General features: G+C 69.8%; 18 protein-coding genes and 1 tRNA gene. 16 read left to right on the top strand and 3 right to left on the bottom strand.

The window, feature by feature from the left end:
• Nucleotides 1-65 precede the first annotated feature (65 nt).
• Entirely contained in the window at nucleotides 66-1,043 is a 978-nt protein-coding gene (locus ACLQ2O_RS00850) for a hypothetical protein (protein WP_425826064.1), read from the top strand.
• Between the two features lie 17 nt (nucleotides 1,044-1,060).
• Here the strand turns inward: ACLQ2O_RS00850 and upp are convergent, their stop codons facing one another.
• Nucleotides 1,061-1,702 carry a uracil phosphoribosyltransferase gene (gene upp, locus ACLQ2O_RS00845; protein WP_425826062.1) on the bottom strand — a complete coding sequence of 214 codons (642 nt, stop codon included), beginning with the start codon at nucleotides 1,700-1,702 and terminating at the stop codon, nucleotides 1,061-1,063.
• Between the two features lie 135 nt (nucleotides 1,703-1,837).
• Here upp and ACLQ2O_RS00840 point away from each other — a divergent pair, with 135 nt between their 5' ends.
• The 8 genes from ACLQ2O_RS00840 to rph all read left to right on the top strand — a co-directional run bounded on the left by ACLQ2O_RS00840 (nucleotide 1,838) and on the right by rph (nucleotide 9,956).
• Nucleotides 1,838-2,008 (top strand): hypothetical protein, encoded by a 171-nt coding sequence (locus ACLQ2O_RS00840; RefSeq protein WP_425826060.1) that lies wholly within the window; start codon nucleotides 1,838-1,840, stop codon nucleotides 2,006-2,008.
• Nucleotides 2,009-2,078: 70 nt separating this feature from the next.
• Nucleotides 2,079-3,065 carry a hypothetical protein gene (locus ACLQ2O_RS00835; protein ID WP_425826058.1) on the top strand — a complete coding sequence of 329 codons (987 nt, stop codon included), beginning with the start codon at nucleotides 2,079-2,081 and terminating at the stop codon, nucleotides 3,063-3,065.
• Entirely contained in the window at nucleotides 3,065-4,417 is a 1,353-nt protein-coding gene (locus ACLQ2O_RS00830; protein WP_425826056.1) for a hypothetical protein, read from the top strand. The genes ACLQ2O_RS00835 and ACLQ2O_RS00830 overlap by 1 nt, the downstream gene beginning before the upstream one ends.
• Nucleotides 4,418-4,519: 102 nt before the next feature.
• Nucleotides 4,520-5,020: a tRNA adenosine deaminase-associated protein gene (locus ACLQ2O_RS00825; RefSeq protein ID WP_425826054.1), complete on the top strand. Its 501-nt coding sequence runs from the start codon at nucleotides 4,520-4,522 to the stop codon at nucleotides 5,018-5,020.
• Between the two features lie 28 nt (nucleotides 5,021-5,048).
• Entirely contained in the window at nucleotides 5,049-5,483 is a 435-nt protein-coding gene (tadA, locus tag ACLQ2O_RS00820) for a tRNA adenosine(34) deaminase TadA (protein ID WP_425829043.1), read from the top strand.
• 13 nt (nucleotides 5,484-5,496) lie between these two features.
• Nucleotides 5,497-5,587 (top strand) — tRNA-Ser (locus ACLQ2O_RS00815).
• A 141-nt stretch (nucleotides 5,588-5,728) separates the two neighbouring features.
• Nucleotides 5,729-7,237, top strand: coding sequence for a potassium/proton antiporter (locus tag ACLQ2O_RS00810; RefSeq protein ID WP_425826052.1), 1,509 nt, complete (start codon nucleotides 5,729-5,731; stop codon nucleotides 7,235-7,237).
• A gap of 133 nt (nucleotides 7,238-7,370) precedes the next feature.
• On the top strand, nucleotides 7,371-9,956 hold the full coding sequence (gene rph, locus ACLQ2O_RS00805; RefSeq protein WP_425826050.1) for a rifamycin-inactivating phosphotransferase: 2,586 nt from the start codon (nucleotides 7,371-7,373) through the stop codon (nucleotides 9,954-9,956).
• Between the two features lie 98 nt (nucleotides 9,957-10,054).
• On the opposite strand, the gene ACLQ2O_RS00800 is transcribed toward rph, so the two are convergent.
• Both ACLQ2O_RS00800 and ACLQ2O_RS00795 read right to left on the bottom strand, forming a co-directional pair.
• On the bottom strand, nucleotides 10,055-10,618 hold the full coding sequence (locus tag ACLQ2O_RS00800) for a LytR C-terminal domain-containing protein (protein ID WP_425826048.1): 564 nt from the start codon (nucleotides 10,616-10,618) through the stop codon (nucleotides 10,055-10,057).
• A complete protein-coding gene (locus ACLQ2O_RS00795) occupies nucleotides 10,619-10,912 on the bottom strand; it encodes a type II toxin-antitoxin system VapB family antitoxin (RefSeq protein ID WP_184801463.1) in 294 nt (97 codons plus the stop codon).
• Between the two features lie 131 nt (nucleotides 10,913-11,043).
• Between ACLQ2O_RS00795 and ACLQ2O_RS00790 the strand changes: the two genes are divergently transcribed.
• From ACLQ2O_RS00790 to ACLQ2O_RS00760, 7 genes are all read left to right on the top strand, one after another.
• Complete coding sequence (locus tag ACLQ2O_RS00790; RefSeq protein ID WP_425826045.1) at nucleotides 11,044-11,745, top strand: L,D-transpeptidase family protein; 702 nt, start codon at nucleotides 11,044-11,046, stop codon at nucleotides 11,743-11,745.
• A 96-nt stretch (nucleotides 11,746-11,841) separates the two neighbouring features.
• Entirely contained in the window at nucleotides 11,842-12,336 is a 495-nt protein-coding gene (locus ACLQ2O_RS00785; RefSeq protein ID WP_425826043.1) for a PH domain-containing protein, read from the top strand.
• A gap of 164 nt (nucleotides 12,337-12,500) precedes the next feature.
• Nucleotides 12,501-13,847, top strand: coding sequence for a PH domain-containing protein (locus ACLQ2O_RS00780; protein ID WP_425826041.1), 1,347 nt, complete (start codon nucleotides 12,501-12,503; stop codon nucleotides 13,845-13,847).
• A gap of 74 nt (nucleotides 13,848-13,921) precedes the next feature.
• Nucleotides 13,922-15,460 (top strand): helicase HerA-like domain-containing protein, encoded by a 1,539-nt coding sequence (locus ACLQ2O_RS00775; protein WP_425826039.1) that lies wholly within the window; start codon nucleotides 13,922-13,924, stop codon nucleotides 15,458-15,460.
• A 114-nt stretch (nucleotides 15,461-15,574) separates the two neighbouring features.
• Complete coding sequence (locus ACLQ2O_RS00770) at nucleotides 15,575-16,888, top strand: diguanylate cyclase (protein WP_425826037.1); 1,314 nt, start codon at nucleotides 15,575-15,577, stop codon at nucleotides 16,886-16,888.
• Nucleotides 16,889-17,252: 364 nt separating this feature from the next.
• On the top strand, nucleotides 17,253-17,798 hold the full coding sequence (locus tag ACLQ2O_RS00765) for a SigE family RNA polymerase sigma factor (RefSeq protein ID WP_425826035.1): 546 nt from the start codon (nucleotides 17,253-17,255) through the stop codon (nucleotides 17,796-17,798).
• Complete coding sequence (locus ACLQ2O_RS00760) at nucleotides 17,795-18,508, top strand: hypothetical protein (RefSeq protein ID WP_425826033.1); 714 nt, start codon at nucleotides 17,795-17,797, stop codon at nucleotides 18,506-18,508. Before ACLQ2O_RS00765 ends, ACLQ2O_RS00760 begins: the two co-directional genes overlap by 4 nt.
• Nucleotides 18,509-18,582 lie beyond the last annotated feature (74 nt).

Genomic DNA, 18,582 nt, shown 5'->3' with positions numbered 1-18,582 from the left:
CAGTTCACGGAAAAGTTTGTACGAGCTACTGACAGTGTGTGGTAAATCTCTTACCGTCACTGGGTATGGACAACCTCTCCCGCCGTGGCCTGCTGACCGGAGCCGGAGCGATCCTCGCTGCCGGTGCCGTCGGAGTTCCCACCGCCTCCGCCCGCCCTGCCCGTGCCGCCGCTCTGCCCGCTTCCAAGCGGTTCCTGATGAGCGCGACGACCAACGAGTTCTTCCGCCACAAACCCCTGTGGGGCCCGACGGTCATGCAGTCGATGGCCTTCGACACCCCGAACAACCGGATCTTCACCGCGCAGCTGAGGTCCGGGACCGCTACCAACAGCGGCACGCTGACGCTGAGCCAGCTCAACTTCTCCGGGACCGTGCTCGGTCACATGTACCTGACCGGCTTCGGCCACGGCGTCTCGATCGGGGCACAGGCGGTCGGCGGTACGTCGTACATCTGGACCGAGACCGACGTCGACACCGCCAACGGCCGCGGTCGCCAGATCTGCCGCTTCCCGTGGCAGAACAACGCCACACTGACCAAGGACTCGGCCTCGCTGACCAAGTGGAAGCCGGTCGCGAACGGGTCGATCTTCACCCCCGCCGTCGACCAGCGCTTCGGCCGGCTCGGCGTCCGGCACTCGCTGTCCGACGGGATGCACATCAACATCTACTCGCTGGCCGCCGCGCAGACCGGTGACTTCAGCACCGTGCTGGCCAGCTTCAAGCAGCCGGCGCTGACGTCCGGTATCGACTTCCAGGGCTGGGCCTTGTACGGCTCGTACGTGTACTTCTGGGAGGGCGAGGCCTACCCCGGTGCGCCGGACGAGACCAAGGCGAACTCGAAGCTGTGGTGCTACGACATCAACAAGGGCGAGCTCGTCGACTCGTTCCTCACGCTGGCCGGCAAGAGCCTGACCTACCGCGAGGCCGAGGGCATGGCCGTGTACGGCTCGACCGACGCGACCGCGCGGCTGTACTTCGGCTTCGCCTCCGGCGTCACCGGCGACCGCCGCGCGAACTTCTTCTACCGCAACGACCTGGTCTGAACAACCACTGAGCTGGTCTACTGGGCGACGCCGTACAAGCGGTCACCGGCGTCGCCCAGGCCGGGGACGATGTAGCCCTTCTCGTTCAGGTGCGAGTCCATGCCCGCGATCACCAGCGTGCAGGGGACGTGCAGGTCGGCCAGCTCGCGCTCGATCCGCTCGACGCCCTCGGGCGCGGCCAGCAGGCAGATCGCGGTGATGTGGTCGGCGCCGCGGTCGACCAGGAACTGGATCGCCGCCGCCAGCGTGCCGCCGGTGGCCAGCATCGGGTCGAGCACGTAGCACTGCCGGCCGTGCAGGTTCTCGGGCAGCCGTTCGGCGTACGTCGAGGCGGTCAGGGTCTCCTCGTTGCGGATCATGCCGAGGAAGCCGACCTCGGCCGTCGGCAGCAGCCGGGACATCCCCTCGAGCATGCCGAGCCCGGCCCGCAGGATCGGTACGACGAGCGGCTTCGGCGAGGTCAGCTTGATGCCCTCGGCCTCCGCGACCGGCGTCCGGACGGTGATCGGACCGGTCCGGACGTCGCGGGTCGCCTCGTAGGCGAGCAGCGTGACCAGCTCCTCGGTCAGCCGCCGGAACGTCGGCGAGTCCGTGGTCTGGTCCCGCAGCGTGGTGAGCTTGTGGGCGACGAGCGGGTGGTCCACGACGAGGATCTGCATGGCCGGAACGCTACCCGGTCGGCGATTCGTCCCGGACAACCTCGGCCGCCGCTACGATTTTCCTGCAGTCGATTCTGGTTTGTCCCCGCCCGCCCCAGGGTGCCCGACCTCAACCGACCGGACGGATGTGCGCCCGTGACGGAACACACCGGTAAGTCGCCCGAGCAGCTCGAACGCCTCCGCCGTCGCGCGGCCTTCCTGCGCGAGCTCGAGGAGGCCAAGGCGCTGCGCGACCGGATAGCCCCGCGCCGGGCCCGCGTCCGCCGGATCCGCGCCGCGATGCGCCGGGCGACGTACCACCACTGAGCCGCCGCAACTTTCGGTGCCGCGCGCGCATCGAGCTGGGCATCGGGGTCGTTGCTCAGGAAGGTGCGTCATGCGTCGACGTCTCGCAGTTCTCACCGCGCTGGCGCTGGTCGCCGTCGCGCTGCCCCAGGCCACCGCCGCGGCGGTAGCGGACGACTGTCTCGCCGCGCCACCCGCGATCAGTCAGGACACCTCGCCGGTCGAGACGATCGTGCTCGACTCGCTGCGGCTGCTCCCGATCGAGATGCACGCGTTCTACCCGCAGGACTGCAGCGGCATGGTCGCGCACGTGCGGAAGAAGGACGGCTCCCGGCAGCAGACGGTCGCGCTGGTGAACGAGGGCGGCCGGGGCATGCCGCCGAGCTGGACCTGGTACGGGTTCCTCCCGCTGACCGCCGGGACGGGCGAAGGCGACTGGGTGATCACCAAGGTCACGCACGGCGCGAACGTGCTGGAGACCAACGTCGGTTTCCACGTCTACCGCGGCAGCGTGCTCACCCTCGACCAGCCTGCCCGCACCAGCGGCACGGCCCGTACGACGCTGTCCGGCCAGCTGCGCCGGTACGGCGACCGCGGCGCGCTCGTTCCGGCCGTGAACGCGACCGTGCAGCTGCGGCACCTGACCGGGGACAAGGTGATCGCCACCGCGAAGACCGACGCGACCGGGCGCTTCCGGACGACCGTCGCGTTCACCCAGAACACGTTCCTGCGGGCGTACACCCCGGCGAGCGGCAACTACGTCGCGCAGTTCACGGACTACGTGAACGCGCACAAGCTGATCGCGATGAGCTACCTGAGCGCGCTGCCGACCGTGAAGGCGAACGCCTGGTGGAAGGTCTCCGGGTCGGCGTACCCGGGCCGGTTGAGTGCTGACCTGCAGGTGTTCAACGGCGCGGCCTGGGTCACCACCCCGTCGTACGGGCCGATCCCGGCCAACGGCGTGTACTCGCGCTACTGGAAGCCCACGAAGCCCGGCGTGTACCGGCTGCGGGTGCACGTGTGGGGCGACCGGCTCGACAACTCACCGTCGCGCGAACTGACGCTGAAAGTCGTCTGATGAGCAGCACCCGTCGGTACTCGTTGCTCATCGCAACGGCCTTGGTCGCCGTCGCCGGTACGTCGTACGCCGTGGCGGCGCCCGAGGACCCGTGCCTGGCGGTACCGCCGATGCAGTCGTACGGCGGGGACCCGGTGGAGGCCGTGCTCACGACCGCGGACCTGCGCGTACCGGTCGAGATCCAGGTCGGCCCCGACTCCGACTGCGACGGGACGACCATCACGGTGGAGCGGCCGGACGGGTCGCAGCGGGTGGTGGTGCCGTTGACCGAGAAGGTCCACAACGACTGGCCGACGATCTACACCCTGGCCGGATACCTCACCGTGCCGCTCGGGACCGGGGCCGGCCGCTGGGTGATGACCAAGGTGACGCACGGCGCCAACGAGCTCGTCGCGGCTGTGCCGTTCCAGGTGCAGCGCGGCGCCACGCTCACGCTCGACCAGCCGGCCCGTACCAGCGGTACGGCGAAGGCGGTGGTTACCGGGCTGGTCCGGCGCTACAACTCCGCCGGTGTGCTGCTGCCGGCATCCGGGGTGACGGTGCGGATCGTGCGCCCGCCTTCGACCGTCCTGGCCACGGCCCGGACCGGTGCGAACGGCCGCTACTCGGTGCAGCTCGCCCTGACGCGAGCCACCGAGCTGACCGCGGCCATGCCTGCGGTGGGTGACTACGTCGAGGCCGCGACCTACCCGGCGGTGGTCGCTCACAAGCTGCTGTCGATGAGCTACCTGACGGCGGCCACGACGGCGACCGTGAACAACTACTGGAAGGTGAGCGGAACGGCCTTCCCCGGAAAGCTGTTCACCGCCTTGGACTTCTGGAACGGCTCGGCCTGGCAGTCGACCCAGTCGTTCGGCTACACGGCGGCGAACGGTTCGTACGCGCGCTACTGGAAGCCGGACCGGGCGGGCACCTTCCGGCTGCGGGTCACCGTGTCCGACGCCGGCCTGGACAACTCGCCGTGGAGCCGGGAGACCACCGTCACGGTCAAACAGTTGCCGCAGGCACCGACGTACTTCGTGGGGACCGTGGTCGCGCCGACGGCCGGGCCGCCGATCCATCGGGACTCGTACCTGTCGACGTACGGGACGCTGAAGTACCGGCGGGCGAACGGGACGCTCGGGCCGGTCGGCAACCAGGTGGTCGGGATCTACGCCCGGCGGGTCGGGGAGACCTCGTGGACCCTGGTCAGCTCGGCCACCACCGTGACAAGTGGGTACTTCTACACCCGGTGGGGACACTTCTACGACGTCGGCCAAGCGTTCCAGGTGATGCTTGCCTACACCACCAAGCTGCCGCAGGCTGCCAGCAGTGCGACCGGAGTTTTCGGGCCGTTCACCGTGCAGGCCTGAACGGTCGCGGTGGGTCGCCGTACGGTAACTGCCGGGGCACCGATACCGGCTCGAGATCAGCTGTCCCTCCCGCCGGACGCCTGATTCTGCGACGATGAGCCCGTGTCTGATCCCACGGCCTCGCCGATGACGACCACCGAGCTCGACTTCGCGCTCGCGGCTTACACCGAGGACGGGGTCTGGACGGTCACGCCACTGGTGCTGCGCGGCGAGCCCGACCTGTCCGCGCTGGTGTCGGCGCTGCGGCGCTACCCGGGCGAGTCGGGAGTGATCGGGATGATCTCGGTCGACGAGGACTTCTTCGTCCTGGTCCGGGTGGACGGCGGCCGGGCCCGGCTGCTGATGTCGGACGTCACCGCCGCGACCGAGTGGCTGCTGGCCAAGCAGGTCGTCGACGAGCTCGACATCCCGCTGGCCGATGACGACGACGAGCAGGTCCCGGCCGGCGACCTGGCGATCGTCGCCGACCTGGGGATGAGCGCGATGGATCTCGGCGCGCTGATCGACGACGTCGACCTGTACCCCGAGGAGATGCTCGAGGAGATCGCCGAGGCGCTCGGCTTCGCCCACCAGTTCCACGAGGCGATCGAAGCCATTGGCTGACCCGGCCCGCCGGGCCTGGGCCCGGCTGATGGAGCTCGCCCTGGCCGAGGCCGAGCACGCTCGCGGCAGCGCCGACGTACCGATTGGTGCGGTCGTCGTGAACGCCGACGGCGAAGTGATCGGCCGTGGGCACAACGAGCGCGAGGCGACCGGGGACCCGACCGCGCACGCCGAGGTGCTGGCGATCCGGTCAGCGGCCCAGGAGGTCGGCGAGTGGCGGCTGACCGGCTGCACGCTGGTGGTCACGCTGGAGCCCTGCACGATGTGTGCCGGAGCGATCGTGCTGTCCCGGCTGGACCGGCTCGTCTTCGCGGCGTACGACGAGAAAGCGGGGGCCGTCGGGTCGCTCTGGGACGTCGTCCGGGACCGCCGGCTCAACCACCGGCCCGAGGTGATCGGCGGCGTGATGGCCGACGAGGCGGGCGCCCGGCTCCGCGATTTCTTCATCGGGCACAGATTTTGATAGCCTCCTCGGCGGTGGCGTGTCCGAGCGGCCGAAGGAGCGCGCCTCGAAAGCGCGTGAAGGGTACCCCCCTTCCGAGGGTTCAAATCCCTCCGCCACCGCCAACCACCTCCGGGTGGGAGTTACGCCGAGGACCCTGATGCTGTGTGATGCGTCAGGGTCCTCGTTCTTTTCCGGCGAGATGATTCGTTGCCGTGGGCGCAGGTCAATTAAGCTGCAGCCCCCGACCCCGAGGGGCCGAGCCTGTGGACGTGCACGAACTCGACCGGATCCTGCTCGCCGGCGCCGCGGTACTGCTGGTGGCGATCGTCGCCGTGCGGCTGTCCGGCCGCCTCGGGCTGCCCTCGCTGCTGATCTACCTCGGCATGGGGCTGCTGCTGGGTGAGTCCGCGCTCGGGATCCAGTTCGAGGACGCGCAGCTCGCGCACGCGCTCGGGTTCGCCGCGCTGGTGATCATCCTCACCGAAGGTGGTCTGACCACCCGGTGGAACGAGGTCCGCCCGGTGATGCCGCTCGGCGTCGTACTGGCGACGCTCGGCGTCGCGGTCTCGGTCGGCGTGGTCGCGTGCGTCGCGCACTTCGCGCTCGGCATGAACTGGCAGCTCGCCGTGCTGCTCGGGGCTGTCACCTCGCCGACGGACGCGGCGGCGGTCTTCTCGGTCCTGCGGAAAGTGCCGATCCATCCGCGACTGCGCGGGGCGCTCGAGGCAGAGTCCGGGCTGAACGACGCGCCGACCGTGCTGCTCGTCACCGTCGTCAGCACGGGAGCGATCGGCGAGCACGGCCTGCCGTACTTCGCCGGGCTGGTCCTGTACGAGCTGGTGATCGGGGCACTGTTCGGTTTCGTGGTCGGCTGGGTGAGCGTCGGCCTGCTCCGCCGGGTCGCGCTGGGATCGGCCGGTCTGTACCCGCTGGCGATCGTCTCGCTCGCCTTCGTCTCGTACGCCGGGGGCACGGTCCTGCTGCACGTGTCGGGCTTCGCGGCCGTCTACGTGACGAGCCTGATCCTCGGCCGCGCCGAGCTGCCGCACCGGATCGCGACCCGCTCGTTCGTCGACGGGATCGCCTGGCTGGCCCAGATCGGGCTGTTCGTGATGCTCGGGCTGCTCGCGTCGCCGGGGCGGATCGGGCTGGACGACGTGGTGATCGCGCTGGTGATCGGGATCGCGGTGACGGTGGTCGGGCGGTTCGCCGCGGTCGCGCTGTCGGCGACGCCGTTCCGGATACCGTGGAAGGAACAGACTTTCATCGCCTGGGCGGGACTGCGCGGCGCCGTACCGATCGTCCTGGCGACGATCCCGCTGGCGGAGAACGTTCCCCAGGCCGACCGGGTCTTCGACGTCGTCTTCGTGCTGGTGCTGCTCTTCACGCTGCTCCAGGGCCCGTCGCTGCCCTGGCTCGCCCGTCGCCTCGGTGTCCTCGACGACAACGCGGCGCACGAGGTCGACATCGACGTGGCGCCGTTGGAGTCGCTGGGCGCCGACATGCTGCAGGTCCAGATCCCGAGCGAGTCCAAGCTCGCCGGTGTCGAGATCGGCGAGCTCCGCCTGCCGGCCGGGGTCTCGATCTCGCTGGTCATCCGCGCCAAGCAGGCCTTCGTCCCCGACCGCCGGACCGTGCTCCGCGCCGGCGACGCGCTGCTCGTGGTCACGCCGAGCCCGCTGCGCGAGAAGACCATCCGCCGCCTGCGGGCGGTCTCCCGCGCCGGACGCCTGGCCGGCTGGTTCGGCGAACGCGGCCGCGAACAGGTTTAGGACACAAAAAACAGAGAGACCTCGTCTCCCTGCATCTACAGGTTATAGCGCACCCCCGGGCTTGCCGCAAGGCCCCGGTGATGGCGGAGAATCGGCGGCCGATGTCACTATCTGCAACCCCGGAGGTATCGCTTTGAGCGGGCAGTACGTGCTGGAGCTTCACGAGGTCGACGAGTCGCAGGGTGCGGTGGTGGGAGGTAAGGGCGCGAATCTGGGAGCGCTGGCGCGGCTCGACGGAGTGCGGGTGCCGGCCGGGTTCTGCGTGACGACGGAGGCCTTTCGCCTCAGCGTCGCGGGAGTTGCCGACGACCGGATCGACGCGTTGTCGCGGCTGGCCCCGGACGACCGGGACGGGATCCGTACGGTCAGCGCGGAGATTCGGGAGCTCATCGAGGGGATCACGCTGCCGGCCGAGGTCGCGGCCGAGATCACCCGGGCGCTCGTCGAGGACGTCGCGTACGCCGTACGGTCGAGTGCTACGGCGGAGGACCTACCGACGGCGTCGTTCGCCGGCCAGCAGGACACGTACCTGAACGTCATCGGCGCCCAGGCGGTTCTCGAGCACGTCGGCCGGTGCTGGGCCTCGCTGTTCACCGAGCGGGCCGTGACCTACCGCCAGCGGAACGGGATCGACCACCGGGCGGTGCAGATGGCCGTGGTCGTGCAGCAGATGGTGTTCTCGCAGGCCTCGGGCATCCTGTTCACGGCCGACCCGATCACGGGGAACCGGAAGGTCGCGACCGTCGACGCCGGCTTCGGCCTCGGCGAGGCGCTGGTCTCCGGACTGGTGAACCCGGACGTCTTCACCGTGCGCGACGGCGAGGTCGTCGCCAAGACGGTCTCCGCGAAGCAACTCGCCGTCCAGGCCCTGCCCGCGGGCGGGACCGAGGAGGTGGCGCTCGACGTACAGCAGCAGGAGCAGCCGGCGCTCACGGACGCGCAGGTCGTCCGGCTCGTGGAGCTCGGGCGGCGGATCGAGGCGCACTTCGGCCGTCCGCAGGACATCGAGTGGTGCCTGGTCGACGACGGCTTCCAGATCGTGCAGAGCCGGCCGATCACGACGCTGTTCCCGATCCCGGAGACCGGCGACCAGGAGAACCACGTCTTCCTGTCCGTCGGCCACCAGCAGATGATGACCGACGCGATGAAGCCGCTGGGCTGGTCCACGTGGCAGCTGACGGCGATGGCGCCGATGTTCGAGGCCGCCGGTCGGCTGTTCGTCGACTCGACCCCGCACGTGAGCTCGCCGGCCCGCCGCGCCGCCTTCCTCGATTTCATGGGGAAGGGCGATCCGCTGTTCAAGGACGCGCTGGAGACCGTGATCGACCGCGGCGACTTCGTCCCGACGCTTCCCGACCCTGCCCCCGCCGCGGGCGGGCCACCGGTCCACGGCGCGATCGACCCGATCGACAACGATCCGGCCGTCGTCACCGAGCTGATCGAGCGCAGCCGGACGGCGCTGGCCGCCCTCCGCGACGGCATCGCGGACAAGACCGGACCGGCCCTGTTCGAGTTCCTGCTGGAGGCCTTCGCCGAGCAGAAGCGCCTCCTCGGTGATCCGCTGAGCATGCAGGCGATCATGGCGAGCCACGAGGCGACCTGGTGGCTCAACGACAAGCTCGCCGAATGGCTGGGCGAGAAGAACGCGGCCGACACGCTGACGCTGTCCGCACCCGGCAACATCAGCTCGGAGATGGGCCTGGACCTGCTCGGCGTCGCGGATGCAATTCGCCCGTACGACGAGGTGGTGGCGTTCCTGCAGGAGGCTGACGACGATTTCCTGGACGAGCTGCCGAAGCTCCCCGGCGGGATCGAAGCGCGGGATGCCATCGAGGGGTACCTCGACCGGTACGGCATGCGCTGCGTCGGCGAGATCGACATCACCCGGCCGCGCTGGAGCGAAGAGCCGAGCACGCTCGTGCCGCTGATCCTCGACAACGTGAAGCTCTTCGAGCCGGGCGCGGCCGAGCGTCGCTTCGAGGAAGGGCGGCAGAAGGCGCTCCTGAAGGAGCAGGAGGTGCTCGAACGCCTGCGCGGCCTGCCGGACGGCGAGGAGAAGGCCGCCGAGACCCAGCAGATGATCGAGCGGGTCCGGACCTTCATCGGGTACCGGGAGTACCCGAAGTACGCGATCATCTGCCGCTACTTCGTCTACAAGCAGGCTCTGCTCGCCGAGGCCGACCGCCTGGTCGAGGCCGGGGTGCTCCACGACCGGGAGGACATCTACTACCTCACGTTCCAGGAGCTCCAGGACGTCGTACGGACGAAGCGGGTGGACGACCGGCTCGTCGCGGAGCGCAAGGAGGCGTTCCGGACGTACGAGGGGCTCACGCCGCCGCGCCTGCTCACCTCGGACGGCGAGTCCGTCAGCGGTTCGTACCGGCGCGACGACGTACCGGCCGGTGCTCTGACCGGTCTGGCGGTCTCCAACGGCACCATCGAGGGCCGGGCCCGCGTCATCCTCGACCTGGCGAAGGCCGACCTCGAACCCGGCGACATCCTCGTCACAGCCTTCACCGACCCCAGCTGGTCACCCCTGTTCGTCGGCATCGCGGGCCTGGTGACCGAGGTCGGCGGCCTGATGACCCACGGCGCGGTGATCGCCCGCGAGTACGGCCTACCAGCCGTCGTCGGCGTCGACCAGGCCACCCACCTGATCCAGGACGGCCAACAAATCCGCGTCCACGGCACCAACGGCTACGTCGAACTCCTGGACTGACAAGCACCACAACACGCAGAGAAAAGATTTGGAGTGGCAGGTGCCTGGCTGAGGCTGCTTGCCGGTGCCCCACAGCTCGAACTGACCGTCCAGGCAGGTCAGTTCGGGTTCTGGCCCGAGGGGATGGCCTGGGTCGGTTTGACGACCGGGAGGCAGACGACGGTGTCGGCGGGGACGGCGATGCTGGGGACGCCCTTGGTGTTGAGCTTGGTGAAGCCGATGCCGAGGACGATGTCGACGGTGTGGTCGGGGCGGGCGTCGGCCTTGGTGGCGGCCTTCTGGTTGAGCTGGCCCAGGGCGAGCTTCACCTCGGGGCCGTCGGTGGTGGCGCCGCGGACCTCGACCAGGTCGATCTTGTCACCGTTCGGCTCGTTGGCGATCTTGCCGATGTTGAAGCCGCGCTTCTTCAGGTCGTCGCCGAGCCGCGCGGCGCTGCCGGCCCGGGCGCCGCCGTTGTAGATGTTGAGCACGACCTGCTTGGGGACCAAGCGGTTGTTCTCGAGCTTCTGCTCGACGCAGTTCGGTTCGGCGCTGGAGTCGGTGAGCGAGTTCCAGCCCCACCAGCAGCCGCCGACCAGGATCATCAGCAGCACGACCATGGTGATCGGCGTCCGCCAGTGCAGTCGCGCGTGCGGCCTCGGCTGCGGGTGCAGGGCGGTCATCTAGCTCACGACCAGGACCCGGGCGTGCAGGACCAGACGCTGCTGCAGGGCCGCGCGCAGCGCCCGGTGCAGACCGTCCTCGAGGAACAGCTCACCCTTGTACTCCACGACGTGGGCGAAGAGGTCACCGTAGAAGGTGGAGTCCTCGTCGAGCAGCGCGTTCAGGTCCAGGGTGCCCTTGGTGGTGACCAGCTCGTCAAGCCGGATCTGCCGTGGGGGCAGCACGGACCAGTCCTTGGCCTTGTACCCGTGATCGGGGTAGGGCCGTTCCTCCCCGACGCGCTTGAAGATCACCCACCGAAGTCTAGCGGGGCCGGAGGTCTCCGGAGAGGTCGGGAATGTCACCGCGGAAGGTCGATACCAAGACTCAACCTTTCACCGCTCCCAAACGTCCACAGTGCACAGGGACCTATCAGGGGGTAGAGATGAAGGTACTGACGAAACTGGCCGCGGGGGCGGCCACGGTGGTCGTCGCGGCCGCCGGTACGACGTTACCGGCCGACGCGCTGACCGTGGCCCAGAACAAGGCGGCCCAGACCCGTCTGAACGCGCTCGGCTGCTACGCCGGTCCGGTGGACGGCAAGATCGGCCAGATGACCCAGGCCGCCACGATCCGGTTCCAGGCGGCCAACAAGATGACCCAGAACGGCTCGCTCGGCGGTACGACGTACAGCAGGGTGATGGCCGCGTCGGGCAAGCGCTGCGACGTCCGGGCGGTCCCGGCCAGCGGCGGCGGCAAGCGGATCGTGATCAGCCAGGGCCAGAACTACGTCTGGCTGATCGACGGCTTGGGCAAGGTCGTCCGGCAGGGCGGCATCATCGACAACCCGAGCTACCTCAAGCCCGGGACCTACTCGACCGGCTCCAAGTGCGGGCGGGCGGCCCGGGTGAAGAAGAACACCGACGGCGCCGGCCTCTACCTGAACAACTTCGTCCGGTTCGCGCCGTGCGGCATCGGGTTCCACCAGATCCCGACGTACAAGAGCAACGGCGCGCAGATCCACGGCGACTGGCAGCTCGGCACCAACCAGAAGGCCTCGCACGGCTGCATCCGGGTGCAGAAGTCGATGTCGGACGCGATCTGGGCCTTCACCACCACCTCGACCAAGGTCGTTGTGGTCCGCTGACCAACGGACACCCGGTGTCCGACTTCCGGCTGACGCGAACGGCGGTGCCCGGCTCCTAGGCTCGATCCGACCTGATGTCGGCGAACTGGGGATCTCATGCCGGGCACCGTGCGGCTGCGGCCACCGAACAACACCCTCGACCGCCGGGTCCTCGGCGTCTGGCGGGTCGACTCGGCGCTGGTCTTCGCGCCTCCCGTCCTCGTTCTGGTCCTGCTCGGCCTGCTGATCCCGCCGGCCCGGTTCTGGATGTTCCTGCCGGCTGCCGTGGTCGCCGTCGCGGGGCTGCCGTTCGTCACCGTGCTGCCGCTGTGGTGGTACCGGGTGCACCGCTGGGAGGTCACCGAGGACGCGGTGTACGTCCGGGCGGGCTACTTCTGGCAGGAGTGGCGGATCGCGCCGATGTCACGGATCCAGACCGTCGACACGCTGAGGGGACCGGTCGAGCAACAGTTCGGGTTGGCGACGTTGATCGTCACGACGGCGTCCGCGCGAGGGGCCCTGAAGATCAGAGGGCTGGCTCGGGAGACCGCGGAGGAGCTTGCCGAGCAGCTGACCCGGACGACGCAGGCCACCCCAGGTGATGCCACATGACGGGGGAAGTGGAGGCAGCGCCCGGGCCCCAACCGGCTACGCCGGCGGAGTGGCTTCGGCTTGATGTCCGGGCGGTAGCAGTGGGAGCGCTGCTTGCGGCGGGGGTCGCGGTCAGTGCTGGTGTGCCAACGGGCGCGGGCGTGGCTTCCGGTACGTCGCTTGGGGTGGCTCTCGCCTGGGTGGTCCCGGCTGCTGTGCTGCTGATCCTCGGGGGTGCTGGGCTTGAGTACGTCCGTTGGCGTCGTACGCAGTACCGGATCAGCCCGACGCAGGCCGAGTTGCACACAGGACTGGTCTTTCTCCGGCGGCGGTCCCTGGCACGGGAACGGATCCGGAGCGTGGATCTGACCGCCAACCCGCTGCTGCGGGTGTTCGGACTGGTGGCGGTGAAGATCGGGACCGGGGAGAGCTCGAGCGAGAGCACCCTCTCGCTCAGTCCGGTGACGCGGGCCGAGGGGGAGCGGCTGCGGCTGGAGCTGCTGAAGGGCGAGCAGCACGCGACGGACGGGACGCTGGCCGTGCTCGACCCGGCCTGGATCCGCTACGCCCCGATCTCGTTCCTCGCGCCGACCCTGGGCATCGCGGCCGGTGGCGCGCTGATGCAGCTGGCGCAGTGGTTCTCGCTGCAGGAAGAGCTGATCGACTGGGTCCAGGATCTCTTCCAGGGCATCACGCTGCTGCTCGTGCTGCTCGTCCTCGCGGCGATCCTGCTCGTCGTCGGCGTGATCGGCTCGCTCGGGCTGTTCGTCGAGATGTGGTGGAACTTCCGCCTCGACCGCGAGCCCGGCATCCTCCGCGTACGGCGTGGGCTGCTCACCTCCCGGTCCATCTCGATCGAGGAGCGCCGGTTGCGCGGCGTCGACGTGGTCGAGCCGCTCGGCGCCCGCCTGGCCGGCGCGGCGCGGGTGGACGCGATCGCGACCGGGCTCGTGCAGCAGCAGGAGGACGAGAAGACCGACCACAAGACCTTGTTGCCCGCGGCACCGAAGGACCTCGCGGACCGGATCGCGGCCGCCGTACTGCGGGAGGACGTCGCTCCGACCGCCGCTGCACGCCTGACACCACATCCACGCGCCGCCCTCGGTCGACGGATCCGGATCGCGGTCGCGGCGGCCCTGGTGCCGGTCGCGGTGCTCGTGGTCCTCGGGCTCTTGTTCACCGACGTACTGCTGCAGCTCGGCGGTCTGCTGGCCGTCGTCCTGCTGCCGATCGCCGTACTGCTCGCTCGCGACAACTACCAGGCGCTCGGCCACGGGATCACCGGCAAGTACCTGGTCACCCGGTCCGGTTCCGTACGGCGCTCGACGGCCGCGCTGCAGCGGGACGGGATCCTCGGCTGGCGGGTCCGGCAGTCGATCTTCCAGCGCCGGGTCGGGCTGGCGACGTACAGCGCGATCACGGCGGCCGGCGGCGGCGCGTACTCCGCCCGGGACGCCGACGCCGACGAGGGCCTCGACTTCGCCCGGGAAGCGGTTCCGGGCCTGCTCGAGCCGTTCGTCGCGCGCGGCTGACCCCACCACGTCGCCCGGCCGCACTAGCATGCCGAGCGCAGGGGTAGTTCCGTCGCGCGAAAGGCAGCGTTGAGATGGCCGAGACACCGGACGTCGTGGAGACCGTCAAACAGGGGTACGCGTTCGAGGGGCCCGCGCTCGAGCTCGGGTCGCTGCTGGTCGACGGTACGCCGAACCCGGAGGCCGCGGTCCGCATCCCGCTGTCGATGGTGAACCGGCACGGCCTGGTGGCCGGCGCGACCGGTACCGGCAAGACCAAGACCCTGCAGCTGATGGCCGAGCAGTTGTCCGCCGCCGGTGTCGCGGTGTTCGCCGCCGACATCAAGGGCGACCTGTCCGGCGTCTCGCAGCCCGGTGAGGGCAACGAGAAGCTGCTGGCCCGGACCAAGGCGATCGGCCAGGAGTGGGTCGGCGCCGGGTTCCCGACCGAGTTCTACGCGCTCGGCGGCCAGGGCAGCGGCGTACCGATCCGGGCCACCATCACGTCGTTCGGGCCGGTGCTGCTGTCGAAGGTGCTCGGGCTGAACGCCGTCCAGGAGTCCTCGCTCGGCCTGATCTTCCACTACGCCGACAAGCAGGGCCTGACCCTGCTGGACCTGAAGGACCTGCGCGCGGTCATCACGCACCTGACCAGCGACGAGGGCAAGGGCGACCTGAAGGAGCTCGGCGGGCTGTCCGCGGCGACCGCGGGCGTCATCCTGCGCTCGCTGATCGGGTTCGCCGACCAGGGGGCCGAGGCGTTCTTCGGCGAGCCGGAGTTCGACACCGCCGACCTGCTGCAGCAGCGCGACGGCAAGGGCGTCGTGTCGCTGCTCGAGCTGCCGAACCTGCAGGACCGGCCGGCGCTGTTCTCCACGTTCCTGATGTGGCTGCTGGCCGACCTGTTCCACGACCTGCCCGAGGTCGGCGACGTGGACAAGCCGAAGCTGGTGTTCTTCTTCGACGAGGCGCACCTGCTGTTCAACGACGCGTCGAAGGCGTTCCTGGACTCGATCGCGCAGACCGTGCGGCTGATCCGCTCGAAGGGGGTCGGCGTCTTCTTCGTCACCCAGACCCCGAAGGACGTGCCGGACGACGTGCTGGCGCAGCTCGGTTCGCGGGTGCAGCACCAGTTGCGGGCGCACACCCCGAACGACGCGAAGGCGCTGAAGGCGACCGTGTCGACGTTCCCGAACTCGTCGTACGACCTGGCCGAGGTGCTGACGCAGCTCGGGATCGGCGAGGCGGTCGTGACGGTGATGAACGAGAAGGGCGCGCCGACGCCGGTCGCCTGGACCCGGCTGCGGGCGCCGCAGTCGCTGATGGCGCCGGCCTCCGCCGAGCAGTTGACCGCGGCCGTCGCGGCGTCGCCGAACAACGCCAAGTACACCGAGGTGGTGGACCGCGAGTCGGCGTACGAGAAGCTCGCCGCGCGGGTGCAGGCCGGCGCAGCGCAGGCCGAGGCCGAGGCGCAGGCCCAGCCGGCTCCCGAGCAGCCGAAGCCGCGGGCGCAGAAGCAGGAGAAGTCGATGGTCGAGCAGGTCGTCGGGTCGTCGGCGTTCAAGCAGTTCGCCCGCACCGCCGGGCGGGAGATCGTCCGCGGGCTGTTCGGTGCGGCCCGCCGCAAACGCTGAGCGAACGGCCTTTCGACGCAGCTGGAAAGGTCTTCCGATAGTTGATCAAATCCTTACGCGCAGCACGCCGTAGCGGACTGGGACGGACCCGTCACACGTCGTACTGTGAGAGGGATGGTTGCGCAGAGTAGGCGAGCGGTACGGAACTGGACGCTCTGGACCCTGACGGTCCCGGCGTTCGGTCTGGTCGTGCTCGTCGTCCTGCTCGCCGTCGGGTACGGCGTGCGCTCGTTCACCGAGCTGCCGTCGTGGCAGGGACTCGAGCTGGTCTTCGCGCTGACGGTGTCGGCGCTGATCTCGGTCGAGGGCGCCCGCCGGGTCGAGAACCGGCGCAAGTCCGGCGGCGCGCTGCACAAGGACCTCGCGCCGGCCTGGATGATCGCGGCCGCCTTGGTGCTGCACCCGGCGCTGGCGATCCTGGTCGCCGTGCTGCTGCGGATCTGGTGGCGGATCCGGGCCGGCAAGTGCATCCCGTACCGGTGGACCTTCAGTACGGCGGTCTGCGTGCTCGGCGTCGGCGCGGCCCACACGGTCTTCGCCGGGGCCCGCGACCTGGTCGGCGACTCGTCGCTCGGCCTGGTCGTCGCGATGACGCTCGCGTCCTTCGCATACGTCGCGACCGACACCGTGCTGTGCGGCCTGGCGATCGTGCTGATCGTGCCGGGCAGCAGCCGGCAGGAAGCGATCGGCGACAAGGACTCCCTGTGCGTGGACGCGACCGCGGCGACGCTCGGGTGCCTGCTCGCGGCGGCGGCGCTGATCAGCCCGTGGTTCGCGTTCCTGGCGATCCCGATCTCGCTGACCGCCCAGCGGGCGCTGCTGTTCACGCAGCTGGAGACCGAGGCGCAGACCGACCCGAAGACCAGCCTCGGCCGGGTCGACTGGTGGCGCCGCCGGACCGAGGACATGCTGCGCATCTCGCGGACCCAGCGCGAGCCGATGGCGGTGCTGCTGATCGACATCGACCACTTCAAGCAGGTGAACGACCGGCACGGGCACCTGGTCGGCGACGAGGCGCTGCGCGCGGTCGCGACGATCCTGCGCAGCGCGATCCGGGTGAAGGACGTGATCGGGCGGTTCGGCGGCGAGGAGTTCGTGATCGCGCTGCCCGGCACCGACCTGGCCGACGCAACCGTGACCGCCGACCGGTTGCGCGCGGCGGTCGCGGCCAGCCCGCTGGCCGCGATGTGCGCCGGCGTGCTGGACGACCCCGAGCTGGACCCCAACACGTTCCGCCTGACCGTCTCGATCGGCATCGCGGTCTACCCGTCCGACGGCCAGACCGTCGACGAGCTGCTGTTCCGCGCCGACCGCGCGATGTACGCCGCCAAGGCCGCCGGCCGCGACCGCGTCCGGGCCGCCGCCGACTGCGCCCCGGCCGAGCTGGCCCGCCTGACCCTGCCCCAGCCGGCGCCGCAGCCACGCTGAGCGGCCCCGCGCCGGCCTGCATCTGCCCGTAGCGTCCGAAGAACCGGCTAGCGTCCGAAGAACCGTGCGCTATAGGCCACCTTCCTTCGGACACGTGCCGCTTCTTCGGACGCTAGGCGCCTCCGCGCGTTTCAGTGCCTCCGTCTTCGACGACTGCCTCCGTCTTCGGCGACTGGCGCCGTACAAGACGTCAGTGGTGAAAGTAGGCGTCAGCGGACTCGGGTCACTGGGGGCGAGGGACCGAGGGACGAGGGGTGGAGGGAGTTTGCGGGGCGGAGGCGAGGGGAGCGGAGGAAGGGTTGCGGGGTGGCAGAACCTTTTCGGGGGCTGCGGCGTCTTGAGCGGTGGAAGGACAGGAGACTGTATGGGGCGGACCGACGGGCGGGACGAGGACTTCACAGCCTTCGTGCTGGCCAGATCCGCGCGGCTGGTGCACATCGCGCGGATGCTCTGCGGCGACCCCGTGCTCGCGGAGGACCTGGTGCAGACCGCGCTGGAGAAGGCGTACCTGCGCTGGGACCGGATCGAGCTCGGTGACCCGTTCGGCTACGTGCGCCAGGCGGTGGTCAACCAGCACATCTCGTGGGCCCGGCGCCGGCTCTGGCGGGAGCGGCCGAGCGGTCACGCGGCCGAGCTGGACCAGCACCTCGAGCACCGGCTCGGGCGCACGGTCGCCGATCCGGCCACGGACGTGGACCGCCGGATGGCGCTCACGGCCGCGCTGGCGACCTTGACCGCGCGGGAGCGCGCCGTTGTGGTGCTGCGGTACGTCGAGGACCTGACCGAGGTCCAGACGGCCGCGACCCTCGGCGTCGCGGTCGGCACGGTGAAGAGCGCGAACAGCCGCGCCCTGCAGAAGCTGCGCGCCACCCCGCACCTACACGACAGCTACGTAGGAGAACGAAGATGAACGACGACGAGCTGATCACGCTGCTGCGATCCGAAGGGTCGATGGATCCGCTCGATCCGGTGAAGGTGATCTCGGGTGCCCGGCGGCGGCGTCGTCGGGCGCGTGCGGTCGGCGTCGGAGCCGTCGCGTCGGTCGCGGTCGTCCTGGCGGCCGGGGCAGGCGTCGTACTCGGTGGCAACGGGACGCGGGAGACACAGTTCGTCCCACCGCCGGTCGCGAGTGCTCCGGCCCCCGTGCTCACCCCGTCCGCGCGGTACACGTTCCACAACGCCGAACCGTCGATCGGCACGGTGCCGGCGAAGGGCGAGGTACGGATGACCGATCGCCTGTCCTTTGTCACGAGGGGCACCCAGTGGGCGGTGATCAGCCGCGTCCCGGGCGAACCGGTGTACGAGCCGTTCGGGTGGCGCAAGACGGTCGGCAACTCCAACATCGGAGACGGCTCGTCGCTGGGCATCCAGAGCGCGGAAGGTGTGAGCAGCTCGGTGTTCCGCAGCAGCCGGGTGAGCACGGTCGTCTACACGCAAGGTCGCGATGCTTGGTACGGCACGGTCAACCGGCTGGCCGGCATTCCCGGGTGGGTGGCGGTCTGGGCCGACCGGTCGGAAGCGACCGGGTCCGGTGGTCAGGTCTCGGTGTTCGCGTACGCCGCCGACGGGACGCTCGTCGGCCAGTTCCCAGGCGGTGCGGCACAACCTCTGGTGCGGTGAAGAACGCTTTCGCGTCGCGTCGCGTCCTTCAGCCCGAGACAACATCACCAGATTCCTTATGGAGGAACCAGTGC

Origin of the sequence: Kribbella sp. DT2, assembly GCF_049844575.1 — a bacterium.
In the GTDB taxonomy this organism is placed as follows: Bacteria; Actinomycetota; Actinomycetes; order Propionibacteriales; family Kribbellaceae; genus Kribbella.
Note: the sequence above shows the minus strand (reverse complement) of the source record. Positions and strands in the feature narration are given on the sequence as shown.